The 14,375-nt window shown below is 36.6% G+C and carries 11 protein-coding genes; 5 read left to right on the forward strand and 6 right to left on the reverse strand.

Annotation, left to right across the window (positions count from 1 at the left end; all coding sequences use genetic code 11):
- Positions 1-12: 12 nt before the first annotated feature.
- Positions 13-1,998 (reverse strand): urocanate hydratase, encoded by a 1,986-nt coding sequence (locus tag ACL9RH_RS09095; RefSeq protein ID WP_422693046.1) that lies wholly within the window; start codon positions 1,996-1,998, stop codon positions 13-15.
- A 243-nt stretch (positions 1,999-2,241) separates the two neighbouring features.
- Between ACL9RH_RS09095 and ACL9RH_RS09100 the strand changes: the two genes are divergently transcribed.
- Positions 2,242-2,709 (forward strand): endonuclease domain-containing protein, encoded by a 468-nt coding sequence (locus tag ACL9RH_RS09100; protein WP_422693047.1) that lies wholly within the window; start codon positions 2,242-2,244, stop codon positions 2,707-2,709.
- 235 nt (positions 2,710-2,944) lie between these two features.
- Here the strand turns inward: ACL9RH_RS09100 and ACL9RH_RS09105 are convergent, their stop codons facing one another.
- From ACL9RH_RS09105 to ACL9RH_RS09125, 5 genes are all read right to left on the reverse strand, one after another.
- Positions 2,945-5,512, reverse strand: a complete 2,568-nt coding sequence (locus ACL9RH_RS09105; protein ID WP_422693048.1) for a T9SS type A sorting domain-containing protein — start codon at positions 5,510-5,512, stop codon at positions 2,945-2,947.
- Positions 5,513-5,662: 150 nt separating this feature from the next.
- Positions 5,663-5,956, reverse strand: a complete 294-nt coding sequence (locus ACL9RH_RS09110; RefSeq protein ID WP_422693049.1) for a hypothetical protein — start codon at positions 5,954-5,956, stop codon at positions 5,663-5,665.
- 197 nt (positions 5,957-6,153) lie between these two features.
- Positions 6,154-7,128 (reverse strand): 2-hydroxyacid dehydrogenase, encoded by a 975-nt coding sequence (locus ACL9RH_RS09115; protein WP_422693050.1) that lies wholly within the window; start codon positions 7,126-7,128, stop codon positions 6,154-6,156.
- A 362-nt stretch (positions 7,129-7,490) separates the two neighbouring features.
- Positions 7,491-8,141 (reverse strand): protein-L-isoaspartate(D-aspartate) O-methyltransferase, encoded by a 651-nt coding sequence (locus tag ACL9RH_RS09120; protein WP_422693051.1) that lies wholly within the window; start codon positions 8,139-8,141, stop codon positions 7,491-7,493.
- A 102-nt stretch (positions 8,142-8,243) separates the two neighbouring features.
- A complete protein-coding gene (locus tag ACL9RH_RS09125) occupies positions 8,244-8,891 on the reverse strand; it encodes a hypothetical protein (protein WP_422693052.1) in 648 nt (215 codons plus the stop codon).
- Between the two features lie 146 nt (positions 8,892-9,037).
- Between ACL9RH_RS09125 and ACL9RH_RS09130 the strand changes: the two genes are divergently transcribed.
- From ACL9RH_RS09130 to ACL9RH_RS09145, 4 genes are all read left to right on the forward strand, one after another.
- Complete coding sequence (locus tag ACL9RH_RS09130) at positions 9,038-10,000, forward strand: Gfo/Idh/MocA family protein (protein ID WP_422693053.1); 963 nt, start codon at positions 9,038-9,040, stop codon at positions 9,998-10,000.
- Positions 10,001-10,441: 441 nt separating this feature from the next.
- Entirely contained in the window at positions 10,442-12,172 is a 1,731-nt protein-coding gene (locus tag ACL9RH_RS09135) for a cellulase family glycosylhydrolase (protein ID WP_422693054.1), read from the forward strand.
- Positions 12,173-12,392: 220 nt separating this feature from the next.
- A complete protein-coding gene (locus ACL9RH_RS09140; protein WP_422693055.1) occupies positions 12,393-13,718 on the forward strand; it encodes a hypothetical protein in 1,326 nt (441 codons plus the stop codon).
- Between the two features lie 241 nt (positions 13,719-13,959).
- Positions 13,960-14,370, forward strand: a complete 411-nt coding sequence (locus ACL9RH_RS09145) for a hypothetical protein (protein ID WP_422693056.1) — start codon at positions 13,960-13,962, stop codon at positions 14,368-14,370.
- The last annotated feature ends 5 nt before the right edge of the window (positions 14,371-14,375 follow it).

Here is a 14,375-nt window from a genome sequence, read left to right on the forward strand (position 1 = left end):
GAATATTATATATTACAGTAAATTTTCATCTACAAGGTTAGGAAGGGTCACTTTTAGGTTAGGTTCTACTTCCATTGCTCTTTTAATGGCGAAAATAGCGCCTTCGTTTCTTGCCCAGCTTCTTCTTGAGATTCCGTTGTTTACGTCCCAGAAAAGCATGGATTTCAATCTTCTGTCGGCGTCTTCACTTCCGTCCAGTAGCATTCCGAAACCACCATTGATCACTTCTCCCCAGCCTACTCCGCCACCATTGTGAATAGAAACCCATGTTGCGCCACGGAAACTGTCTCCAATTACATTATGAATGGCCATATCTGCGGTAAATCTTGATCCGTCATAGATATTGGAAGTCTCTCTGTAAGGAGAATCTGTACCGGAAACGTCATGATGATCTCTTCCCAAAACTACAGGTCCGATTTCTCCGTTTTTAATGGCTTTGTTGAAGGCTTCAGCAATCTTCATTCTTCCTTCTGCATCTGCATAGAGAATTCTTGCCTGTGAACCCACCACAAGTTTGTTTTCCTGTGCTCCTTTGATCCACTGAATATTGTCTTTCATCTGCTGCTGAATTTCTTCAGGAGAGTTTTTCACCATTTCTTCCAATATGGCACAGGCAATATCATCGGTCTTTTGAAGATCGTCTGGATTTCCGCTGGAACATACCCAACGGAATGGTCCGAAACCATAATCGAAACACATAGGTCCCATAATATCCTGAACATAGCTTGGGTATTTGAATTCTCTACCCAATGTAGGATTTTCTGCCATTACATCTGCTCCTGCTCTTGAAGCTTCCAATAGAAAGGCATTTCCGTAATCGAAGAAATAGGTTCCTTTTTCTGTATGTTTGTTGATGGCAGCCGCGTGTCTTCTCAATGTTTCCTGAACTTTTTCTTTGAATAACTCAGGGTTTTCTGCCATCATGGTATTGGATTCTTCAAAACTCTGCCCGGCAGGATAGTAACCACCCGCCCAAGGGTTGTGAAGGGAAGTCTGATCTGAACCGATATCAATTCTAAGGTCTTCCTGAGCAAATTTCTCCCAAACTTCCACAATATTTCCAAGGTAAGCCAGAGATACTGTTTCTTTGTTTTCCTGCGCTTCTCTTACTCTTTTTACCAATGCATCAAGATCTTCATGAATTTCGTTGACCCATTTCTGGTCATGACGGATCTTGGTAATTTTTGGATTCACTTCTGCACATACGGTAACGCAACCGGCAATATTACCTGCCTTTGGCTGTGCACCACTCATTCCTCCTAATCCTGAGGTTACAAATAATCCTCCTTTCGGTTCTTTTTTTATTTTTCTGAAAGCGTTTAAAACAGTAATTGTTGTTCCGTGAACAATTCCCTGTGGGCCAATATACATATAACTTCCCGCTGTCATTTGTCCGTACTGAGTAACCCCCAAAGCATTGAATTTCTCCCAATCATCCGGCTTGGAGTAGTTCGGGATCATCATTCCGTTGGTAACGACTACTCTTGGTGCATCTTTGTGAGACGGGAAAAGCCCCATCGGATGCCCTGAATACATTACCAATGTCTGCTCGTTGGTCATTTCAGACAGATATTTCATCGTCAGCAGGTATTGTGCCCAGTTTGAAAATACGGCACCATTTCCTCCGTAAGTAATCAGTTCGTGAGGGTGCTGAGCTACAGCATAATCCAGGTTATTCTGAATCATCAGCATGATCGCTTTGGCTTGCTCAGATTTTCCGGGATAGTCTGTAATGGGTCTTGCCTTCATTTCATAATCCGGACGGAAACGATACATATAGATTCTTCCATACTCTTCCAGTTCTTGCTTAAATTCCGGAATAAGCTCTGCATGAAACTGAGGATCGAAATAACGCAAAGCATTCTTTAATGCCAGTTTTTTCTCTTCTTCTCCTAAAATTTCTTTACGCTTCGGCGCATGGTTGATATTCGTTTCGTATGGTTTAGCCTGTGGCAGCTGATTTGGTATTCCCTGTTGGATTTGTTCTTGAAATGTCATATTACTATTTAAAGGTCTATGTTGTAAACAATGTTTGAAGTTTTAAAGATATTCAAATTAGAAAATATAGGCAAGTAAAAGGCAAAACTGTCGATTTACCTTTTTCCTGATCTGTGATTGAGGAAAGGTTTCATTTCATTAATTGTCTATCTTTGAAAAAGGCACCTCGTATTCCCTTCCTATGGAGGGGTGGATTCCAAGGTTTTATAAACATTGGAAGACGGGGTGGTAAAAAACACGATCATGAAAGAAATCCTAACGACCATTGAAGGAATTCCTATCTGCAGGAATTTTGTTGAAAATCTACCCTATAATCCTCATTTAAAAGTATTGTTAAAAGAAAAACGTAAAGCCCGGATTCTTGATGAAGTCATCTTTTGGAAGAAAGTGAGAGCAAAAACTTTTCATAAGATTGATTTTGATAGACAAAGAATTATTGGAAATTATATTGTCGATTTTTATGTAAAAGCTCTTGGATTAATTATAGAAATTGACGGTTCCAGTCACGACGAAAAACAAGTATATGATGGAATTAGGGACGAATATCTTACATCGTTAGGATTACTGATGTTTAGGGTTTCTGAGTTTGATATAAGGAATAATCTGAGTTGGGTGATGAAAGAGCTGGAAGGTTTTATTGTTCTGCATTATGGAACCACCTCTACAGATGAAAAACAACCATATGATGGGATGAGGGACGAATATCTTTGAATCGTTAGAGTTATTGATTTTTAAGATTTCTTAGTGGGATGATGATGAAGTTGGAGGATTTTATTGTTCTTTACTATAAAACCACCCCGTCTTCAAAAATTCAAGAAATTTTTAAATCCACCCCTCCGGAGGAGGGGAATTTTGTACTTACTTATCTATCGGTGTTTTGGGAATAAAAAACCTTACTGAGATTCAGTAAGGTTGATGTTGTATAATTCCTAAATACTTTTCGTTGTTATTTTTTAATAAATTTTTCAACAGAGTTTCCTTCTTTTCCTTGAAGATGAATATAGTATACTCCTACAGGAAGATGAGAGACATCGATAGTAGGTGTTAATTCTGTTGATCTGACAACTGTTCTTCCTGAACGATCCAAGATCTGGTATTGATTCTGACCTTCTGCTTTTATCGTTAGAATACCTGTTGTAGGGTTAGGATAGATCAGATTTTTCTTACTTACTTTCTCTTCTTTAGTATGTAAAGATCCTTGAGGGATAAGTCGGACAAGACCTCTTACAGGCTCACCGTCAAATTCCCTAAATTCTCCACCTACTAGAAAGCTATTTCCCTGTCTTTTAATGGATGTGATATTATCGGTGTCATTATTTGGATGGAGAGCTGTAAAACCGGTTCCGATATCAAACGTATTATCTACGGTTCCATTTGCATTGTGCCTTACCAATCCTTTATAATTGAAAAGCGGCGAGAAAGCTGTAAAAAATTTCCCGTTATTTTCAAATTCAAATGGCTGTTCCTCATCAACCATGTAATTATTATAAGATGGGGAAATGAATGAGCTATCCAATGTACCGTCTTCATTAAAGCGCAATACTTTATGTCCTGAAATCTGATTGGAGATTGCATAAATTTTACCATCCGGTGCAGGATACATTTCATTAATACTTGGTTGGGTGGTCAACATTGTAAATGTTCCGTCTATTTGCCCGTTGGGTAAAAGTCTGGCCATTCTGTATTTAGATGAGCTGCTGTCAAAACCGGTTAATAAAATTTTACCATTCGACAATAGCTTCAATCTACCCAGTAAGCTGAAAGGCTCTTCATAATCTATGGAAGTATCAATATTTGCATTCTGATCCAATACTACAAATTTATAGTCAATGGGAACTGAAACATTATTTTTCACATAATAGGTCATTCCGGGAACCAGTATTTTATCACCATTAAGTACTATAAAATTCTTCTGTCTTAGTGATCCGAATAATCCACGATCATTACCAACGAGGCTGAAAAATGTAGGGTCTAAACTTCCATCATAATTCAATCTTACCACTCCGCCTCCATTTTCATTGCTTTTTATTGTCCCTTCTGTTCCTAACAGTATTTTACCATTGGATAAGAATTTAATATCAGCGGGCTCCTGGCTGACATGAAAAAATAGTGTTGTCTGTACTTTAAAATTGTTATCAACACTTCCATCAGTATTTAGACGTACAATTCTATCGGTTGGCTGCCCGTTATAGGCATAGAAATCACCTGTAAGGATAATTTTTCCGTCGGGCTGTATAAACATTTTATTAGGGGCCGTATCAAAACCTTTACAAATATTCTGAAAAGTAGAAATTCTGTCTCCCGCAGCGGGTGAAAACATCACGATATTTCCTCCTACATCTTCATTATAATATCTTATAGAGCCTGCGGCAATCACATTCCCGCTTGAATGAAAGCTAAGATGGTTAACATAGTCTGTAAAGCTGTTAGGATTCACAAAACGGGTAACCTTCCCTTGAAAAGAAGTATCCAATGAACCATTGTCATTTAAACGCATAATTCCTGCTGCAGGCTGTCCTCCATAACTTTCAAAACTTCCTCCGACCAATACTTTTCCATCCGGCTGTATAAGAACTGAATAAACACCATCAAGCCCTGTTGATGAAGGATAATTCTGATAAAAATTTTCAATAACAAAGCTGGTATCCCTTGTTCCGTTTGCATTCAGTCGCATTAAAAACTGGTTGCCACTAAATATAAATTTTCCTCCGATATAAATTTTACCGTCATTTCTTACTGCAATCGTCTTAATTCCTCCTCCACTAAAATTAGAATAGTTCGGTTGTGTAAATGTAGTATCAGGCGATCCGTCAGCATTATGTCTTAAAATACGATTGAAATAGTAGGTTGTAATAATTTTGCCATCCGGCTGCACTTCAAAGTTGGTGACATCGGTATCATAACCTGCATAGCTGAAATCAAACGAGGAATCTACCGATCCATTGGTGTTGAGTTTCATAACGTATTTCTTGGTTGCTCCATTATAAGTTATAAAATTACCTCCAATCAGAATTTTATCTCCGGAAAGCACGGCAACTTTACTCACAGCAGGATTATCTGTATTTTGAGGGAATGAAAAATTTCCGATATTGAAAGTGGTATCCTTAGTTCCATTCGCATTAAGCCTTACCAAATACTTTGAAGTCACATCATTGTGTGAAGTAAAGCCTCCCGCTACAAGAATTTTACCGTCACTTTGCAGGGCAACACTTTTCACGAACCTATTAAAAACGGCTGTTGTAAAATTGGGATCAATCGTATTATCGGGATTTATCCTTACCATATTGTAAATATCCCCTCCCGGAACCGGAATGAATGTTTTATATACTACAAGAATTTTCCCGTCTGGCTGAGAAGTGCTAAAGGCAATCTCCCTTTTACCATCAATATAGAATTTGTTGGTTTGAAAGGCAGCGTTAAAATTGGGGTCTTTTATGTACTTATCTTGAGAATAAAGATTAGAAAAAATAACACTAAGAAATACAACCAGTAGTGCTCTGGTATAGGTACTCATCATAATAAAGTTTAAAATTAGTTTTTTGCAAAAGTACTCATATTAATTAATATTTTTCGCTACTCTATTTCAAATATGTACGCTATACCTACGTCTTCACAAAAAAACCTCACTGAAATTCAGTGAGGTCATATTATTGATCATCAAAACTTACGTTAAAACGTCATCATTCTCTTCTTCATGATCATCATCATTATCGCTTAAGCTCCAATAATTATTTTCTTCATCTTCTGCGCCAATTTCTTCCATCTCATCATCTTCTTCTGTACCGGGAATATCCAAACCCTTATCTATTTTATCATCATCTGCATCTTCATCCAGAATCGGATTACCGTCACCATCAATAGGAATATGTTTTTCTCTCTTAAATATATCTTCATTGGGGCTGTACTCCATTTGTTCCAGTTTTTTGTTCTGTTCATTTATATTTCTTTCTGGTGCCATAGTATTTCTATTTTAAGTTGATAAAGTGAGAACAAAAATAATTCCAACCTATCGATTTTTCAATTGATATTTTTCTAAATCTACTATTAAAATTAGCGATTACATCTTTAATTACAATCATTTATTGCAATTTAATTTAATAAAAAAGTTGGGTAGAAAATGAATAGATATGAGTTAAACAGTTTTAATGGGCATCATTATTCATAGACTTCAGGATTGGCACAAGCAGGCATTTTTTCGCCTTTTGAGAAAGCAATAATGTTTCCGGCAGCAAGTCTGGCCATTCCGTTTCGGGCTTCGATAGTAGCAGAACCTATATGGGGTAATACGCAGACATTGGAAAGCTCCAAAATAGGATCATCCGCTGGCATGGGTTCAGGATTGGTAACATCAAGTCCTGCTCCCCAAATCTTACCTTCCACCAATGCATTATAGAGATCTTTTTGGTTGTGAAAGCCCCCTCTCGCTGTATTGATAAAGATCGTATTCGGTTTCATTTTATCAAAAACAGAACTGTTGAACAGCTCTTTGTGCTTGGGAGTAAAACTAGCGTGAATACTCAAAACATCTGAATTTTCAATCAGTTCATCAAAAGAAACATATTTTGCTTCTACTATTTTTTCAGCTTCTTCATTACGGTGGCGGTTGTGATAAATGATATTCATATCAAAGGCTTTTCTGGACTTTTCGGCCATTTCGAAACCAATTCTTCCAAGCCCGAAAACACCTAATGTTTTTCCATATAATTCCTGTCCCAAAGCATGCAAAGGATCGAATGCATTCCAGTCTCCGTTTTTCACTTTCTGAAAGTTATAACTTGCGCTTCTGGCCACAGACTGCATTAACAGAAAAGCGACATCTGAGGTCGCTCTACTTAGAACATCAGGCGTATTCCCTATCGGAACTTTTCTCCGATTAGCTTCCTGAATATCTACATGATCAAATCCGACAGAATAGAGAGCAATAGCTTTAACATTCGGACAGGCATCAAAAAAATCTTTATTATATTTAAAATCTCCACCCACATTTAAAACGACATCTGTATTTTTACAGTATTCCATCCATTCTTCATGAGACAGGCTTTTATTTTCGGGAATTATGATCTCTAGTCCTGCTTCTTTCAGCATCTCTATCCCGATTTCCGGAATTCTTTTATTGACAAAAACTTTCATTGTGATGTATTTGATTGTGTTGAATAAAAAAACCTCACTTGCAAAAAGTAAGGTTATTTAACTTTAATATTAAAAATATTTCTTTTCATCCGAATGTTTTGTTGGGTATATATCGATTGATATTTATTTCAATAATGAAGTGTTTATTTGAATTCAATTTTCATTCCGAAATGCGTTAAAATATTTTAAAATTCTGATAAAATTTCATCACTTTCCCCTTTAAGATATAATTCTGTTCATCAATGTATCTTTGCTATTAAAACAAATATGTTTGATCGATTTCTAAAGAACTGGTGTTTGAGACCAGTATGGTGACCAATTCCGTTGATTCATCTTGAAATTTCTATTTAAAACTAACTATATTACTGATTGGTGTTTCCCAGCATCGGAACAAATTTATACGCCCCGAATTCCTCTTTTTCAAATTCTGTTGGACCAATTTTCGTAAATCTGAACAGTACCTGCTCATCTGTCGGGCCCAGTGGAATTACCATTATTCCACCAATATTAAGCTGTTTCAAAAGTTCTGTTGGCAAAGTGGATGCTCCACAGGTAACAATAATTTTATCAAAAGGAGCAAAAGTAGGAAGTCCGGCAAACCCATCTCCAAAACTTTGGAATTTTGGAAATAAATGCAGCTCTCTAAGCTTCTTTTTTGAAAAATCAAACAGATCTTTTTGTCTTTCCACTGTATAAACATGGGCTTTCATAGCCAATAAAACAGCAGTCTGGTATCCACATCCTGTTCCAATCTCCAATACTTTTTCACCAGCTTTTACCCTAAGCAGCTCAGACTGCTCTGCTACTGTTGAAGGGTGAGAAATGGTTTGGTGTGCCATAATTGGAAATGCCCTGTCTTCATAGGCAAAATCTTCAAAAATACTTTCGATAAAAAGATGCCTCGGAACCTGATTCATAGCCGAAAGTACATTTTCGTCTGAAATTCCAATTCTGTTTCGAAGATACTCGACTAATTTTTTCCTTTTTCCTTTATGTACAAACGAATCATGCATAGGACAAAAGTAAGAAATTAGATTTTAGATTCCGGGGAATAAAGAAAAGAATTATCCACAAAAAACAAAGCAATCAAAAAATGACTGCTTTGTTTTTATTTCTTAATTCCATTTTATCTGATAAGGTCCGTAAAACTTGCTAAATGTATTATCAGCACATCTTTTTCTGACAAAAAAGTTATAATTCTGGGTTTTACTTAGTCCTGAGTAAATGGCTTTTTGACCCGTCATTGCTAATTGTCCACTTTCAGGCGGAGCAGAACTTATTGTCAAAACAGTTTCATACGCAGAAACCCCATCATTATCCCAGGATACTGTAGCATCAAAAGTAGAAGAAAGTGCAGAGGAAGTCGTTTTGGTATAAGTTGCATACGCTGGCTGTATACAAGTTGTCGTACTACTTGCCAAAACAGTAATAGGTCCTGCCCAGTTACTCTGTCCATTGCCTATTCCACAATTTTTTCTCACATAAAGATCATATTTGCTATTCTGATAGAGCGGAAGACTATAAAAATTTTTGTCGGTAACCACTGTAGTTCCTTTTCCTAAAGAAAAACCAGGTTCTCCATACTGTACTTCATAATGCCCTTCGCCTGCGGTGTACATGTTCCAGAAAAGAGTGTTAGTTCCTTTTTCAAATGTCAAATTTGTTGGTGTTCCACATTTAGCTTGCGGATCATATGGACTGTCTCCTAAACATCCGGCAGTACATAGCCCAAAGATCAATATAAGCGAAATTATTCTTTTCATCGTTATTTTTCAGACCGTGAATTTACTGTAATTTATTTAATGATTTGGTGATATCAAACAGACTTATCCTCTTACCTATCTTCAAGTGAAAAGTCATGTATTTTATAAATGTACATTCACTATATTTACAAAAATTTAATACAGCTATGTTAAAAGCAGGTTTGGTAGGTGCCGGACACTTGGGAAAAATACATTTAAAACTTCTTAATCAGTCTGATAGATATGAGTTTGTAGGTTTCCATGATAAAGATGTTGAAAACGGAAAAAAATTAGAAGCCGAATTCGGGTATCCATATTTTGAAAATTTCGATGAATTGCTTGAGCAGATCGATATGTTGGATATTGTTACTCCAACAATTTATCATTATGATTATGCATTAAAGGCCATTGAAAAAGGGCTTCATTTCTTTATTGAAAAGCCGGTAACCCAAACACTTGAACAGGCAGAAGAAATCCTTCATTTGTGCCAGGAAAAAGGTATCAAAGCACAGGTAGGACACGTTGAGCGATACAATCCTGCGTTTATTGCGACGAAAGAATATATCAGCAATCCGATGTTTATTGAAATCCACAGATTGGCTGAGTTTAATCCAAGAGGAACGGATGTTTCTGTGGTACTGGATCTTATGATTCACGATTTGGATATTCTGTTAAGCATTGCCAAATCAAAAGTTAAAAACATTCATGCAAGCGGAGTTTGTGTAGTCAGCAAAACTCCGGATATTGCCAACGCAAGAATAGAGTTTGAAAACGGATGTGTTGCCAACCTTACTACTTCCAGAATTTCTATGAAAGCGATGAGAAAAAGCAGATTCTTCCAAAAAGACGCTTATATTTCCGTTGATTTCCTTGAGAAAAAAGCAGAAGTAATCAGAATGAAAGATGCTCCTGAAAACCCTACTCCATTTGATATGATCATTGAAAATGCGGAGGGCGAAAAGAATCAGATCTTGTTTGAATACCCGAACATTCAGCCTAATAATGCGATTCTTGATGAGTTAAATTCTTTTGCAGATGCTATTACAGGTGATAAAAATGTAGAAGTTTCATTAGAAGACGGAACTGAAGCTTTAAAAGTGGCATTAGAAATTATGAAACTGATTAGTTAAAAATACGCTGCCTTATTAAGCAGCAAAGAATTATGCTATCTTATAATCAGAATAATGGGTTATGAGGTAGCATTTTTAATTTCTGACCTTATTAATCACAAGCATCTCATTTTTAATTCTTTATCATATTCGACAAGCAAAGGTTGCATCAATTTAATGAAGCGATATAACTCATTCTACTAATTTCTACTCTGTAGTCTTTAAACCATGTGATGAAATAAAAATTTTCCGTTAAAAATTAGCAATTTATTAAAATAAAATCCTTTTCCAAATAAAAAAACAATATATTTGAAGAACAATTCAATACAATATTGAAAGATTTTGTTTTACATATATGGATGCCTGACACCCTCAATGAGCTTGCAATAGGTTCATCTTGGAGTGTCGCTATTCATGATCAATTCTAATATTTCCCTATTATTTTAAACCAATGAAACTACTATGAAAAGAGCTATTCTATTATCCGCACTTTTATTGTCTCAATTTGGGACATCACAATTATTAAAGACCTCTGGGCAAAAGATTGTTAATGATAAAGGAGAGAATATTCAGTTAAGAGGTTTGGGCCTTGGCGGCTGGATGCTTCAGGAAGGCTATATGCTGAAAACTGCAGATTTCGCAGGACCACAGTATAAAATAAAGGAAAAAATAGCTGAACTGGTTGGCCAGGACGGAATGAATGATTTCTACAAGGCTTATCTGAAAAACGGAATTACAAAACAGGATATTGATTTTTTGGCAAAAGCTGGTTTCAACTCCATCAGGCTTCCCATGCATTACAACCTGTATACCCTTCCTATTGAAAAAGAGCCTGTAAAAGGAAAAGATACCTGGCTGCAAGATGGTTTTAAAATGACTGATGACCTGCTTCAATGGTGTACGGATAATAAAATTTACTTGATCCTGGATCTTCATGCAGCTCCTGGAGGACAAGGAAATGATGCGAATATTTCTGATAATGACAAATCCAAGCCTTCTTTATGGGAAAATGAAGAAAATCAGAGAAAAACGGTTGCTTTATGGAAAAAACTTGCTGAAAGATATAAGGATAATCCTTGGATTGGAGGTTATGATCTCATCAACGAACCGAATATTAACTTCACTGGTAAAAATCCAAATGGAACGGATGAAATGTCTAATGCTCCCCTTTGGAAACTTCAGAAAGATATTACAGCAGCCATTCGAGAGGTAGATAAAAAACATATTATTTTCATCGAAGGAAACGGATGGGGAAATAACTACAACGGACTTCCTGCTCTTTGGGATAAAAATATAGCCTTCAGTTTTCATAAATACTGGAACTATAATGATGACCAGACCTTAAAATTTGCACTGGATCTGAGAGAAAAGCATAACGTTCCGATATGGCTTGGAGAAACGGGAGAGAATTCCAATGTATGGTTTACCGAACTCATTCAGCTTTTGGATAAGCACAATATTGGCTATGCATTCTGGCCTATGAAAAAAATAGACAACATCGCCGGAATTGCCAATGTGAAAATAACTCCGGAATATGAAAAGCTTTTGGATTATTGGAAAAACGGAGGAGAAAAACCTTCTAAAGAATATGCTAAAAAAGCTTTGATGCAGATTGCCGACAATTATAAACTGAGCAACACGGAGGTCAAGAAAGATGTGATTGATGCGATGTTCAGACAGGTGACAGATGCTTCAACAAAACCATTTAAAAACCACCAAGTTCCAGGAAGAATATTTGCTTCGGAATACGATCTGGGAAGAATTGGCGCAGCTTATCAGGATAAAGATTTCATCAATCTTTGGGTAAGTGATCCAGCAAAAAGATCGGAATGGAACTCTGGCCAGCAGATGAGAAATGACGGTGTAGATATTTATAAATGTAACGATCAAATCACCAACCAATATTATGTGGGAAAAACAGAATCCGGAGAATGGCTTCAATATACCATCAATTCCAAGACTGACAAAAATTATGGCATTGATATCAGATATGCAGCTGATAAAAACTCAAAAATAAGAATTGAAACGGCTTCAGGAAAAGTTTTAGCTACAGTATCACTAGCATCTACTGGTGGAAATGATAACTGGAAAACGGTTTCAGCAAAAAATATCAGCCTTCAAAAAGGAGAAAACAAGATCAGAATCGTGTTTGAGAATGACGGTGTCAATCTGAATTATTTTGAAGTAAAATAGAAACCATTTCCTTACATTGAAAATCCCTTTTAGATGCTAAAAGGGATTTCTTTTCGTCTTACTTATCGTACGATAAATTCATTTTTAATTTTCTTGTCTTGTCCGTTTTTACTTTTTTTCAATCCCGTACGTGAAGTTTTACCTTTATAAATGATATTATTATTTTTCATGATTTTATTTTAACTATTATTGTATATTACATACAGCAACATCGATTTAAATGAAAAGCAAAAAATTCATCACTTTCAATGTATTAACTTTTCTTTTTACATTTTTATCTGCTACAATCGTATCTGCACAAGTTACTGAACGTATTTTACCTGTAAAAAAAATAAAGAATGATACCCTTATTGCTGTTTACAAAAAATCCATTAACGATGTGTCACACGGAAAGTATATGGATGCTTCATTTGGTTTACTAAACCGGTTAGGGGTTGAAAGTATTGACCAAATTGACGATCCCGATATTGTTGACCAATGGGCACAGGTTATGTCAACTATGACAGGAATTCCAACATTTAACAAAGCAAAAGGAGCAGATTTCCATGTACCTAAAGAACAAATTGCAGATTTAAAAGAAGCCACAGGAATTCCTGCCATTGCAGAAATTGTGAAGCGTGCCCGCAAAACACGTATTGTTATTCTTAACGAAAATCATTTAGATCCGCGTGGCCGTGCATTTGCTCTTGAGGTAGCACAGGCATTAAAACCTCTCGGTTATACAATTCTGGCGGTAGAAGCACTGAGACCTTACACAGATGACCACGAAGAACGTTCCAAAATGAAACAACTCTCCAAAGAGCGCGTTGTAAGAGCTGCTGGTGATGCTTATAGTGGCTATTATCTGGATGATCCTGTTTTTGCCGATTTTATGAGGCAAGCTTTAACAATAGGATACCAGCCCATTTCCTACGAAACTGCAGGTCGCGGATATACTGATAAAGAGCGTGAAGAAGCACAAGCCGACAACCTTATACGTCGTGGTGTAAAAGCCTTTCCCGAAAGCAAAATTCTGGTGTATGTTGGTGAGCGTCATGCCGCAGAAAAGCCAATTTATACCGAAGAGAAGCCTTATCTAAAAATGGCCGCCGTTCTTAAAGAAAAAACTGGCATTAATCCTTTAACCATAGACCAAGCAGGACTTTCCGCCATTCCTATGAACCGTCCGGATGTTGACCTTTATAAAATAGCGTCAGCCAAAGCGTTACATGGATCGGTTGTATTATTCAACCAGGGAAAACCATTTACCACCGGACTTTTGGCTGATGCAGTGGATTTACAAATCGTTCATCCTCCAACAAAACTGATCAATGGACGCCCTGACTGGATGCTGACAATGCATCGCTTCGCCACTCCTATCCCCAAAACCCTTCTCCCACTATCCAGAATCCGACTCGTTCAAGCTTTTGTTGCAGATTCTCCTTCTGAAACACGGCCAATAGACCAAGTATTAGTTACTGCAGGTAAAATCCCACCTGTCATGATGCTGCCGAAGATTAAAATTCGTTATGCCACACAGGATTTTCCGAATCAAACGAAGAATTAGTTGGCTAGGTTTCATCATGACTTCGTGAGAAAATTGTACTTTTATGAGATGACTCATCCTATTATTTACCATTTTACTCAAAGCAGAAAACACCACGCAATTACTTTATTATTAAATATTTAAAAAATATCAGGAACTAAAAATTGAAAGAGAATCTTTACTATTTCCAAAGTAGTCCGGGATAATTTTAATAAGTAAAATATTAAGCTTAATTTTAGCGCAGAGAATTGAGCAATCATTTATGAAAAAGATAATAGCAGCTGCGGCTGTATTCTGTTTTACATTTTTCTATTCACAGAAGAATCAAAACTACTTGGAGATTGGCTATGCAAGCGTATGTTGTGGTCCTCCATCTGAAAAACCTGTCATCGGTTACCTGAAAGAATTTAAAAAGAAAAACCATATCAGGAGCCTGGAAATTCTAAAGCACAAAGGTTTGGGCAGAGAAGGTGAATTCAGATTGTATGTTGGCACAGATTATCTTACCAAAAACCAGAAAAGCCGTCTTATAAGAGGTCTTATGGCTACTGTTTCCAACCAGAATAACGAAAGAAAAGAGGAAAGTAGAGGAACGGTCAATTTTGATTCAGCGAATGTTGTTCATCAATCGGATCTTGTAAATACTAAAAATTTAACTATCTATAAAAAATAAAAGAA

The organism is Chryseobacterium sp. Mn2064 (assembly GCF_049319685.1).
Classification (GTDB): domain Bacteria; phylum Bacteroidota; class Bacteroidia; order Flavobacteriales; family Weeksellaceae; genus Chryseobacterium.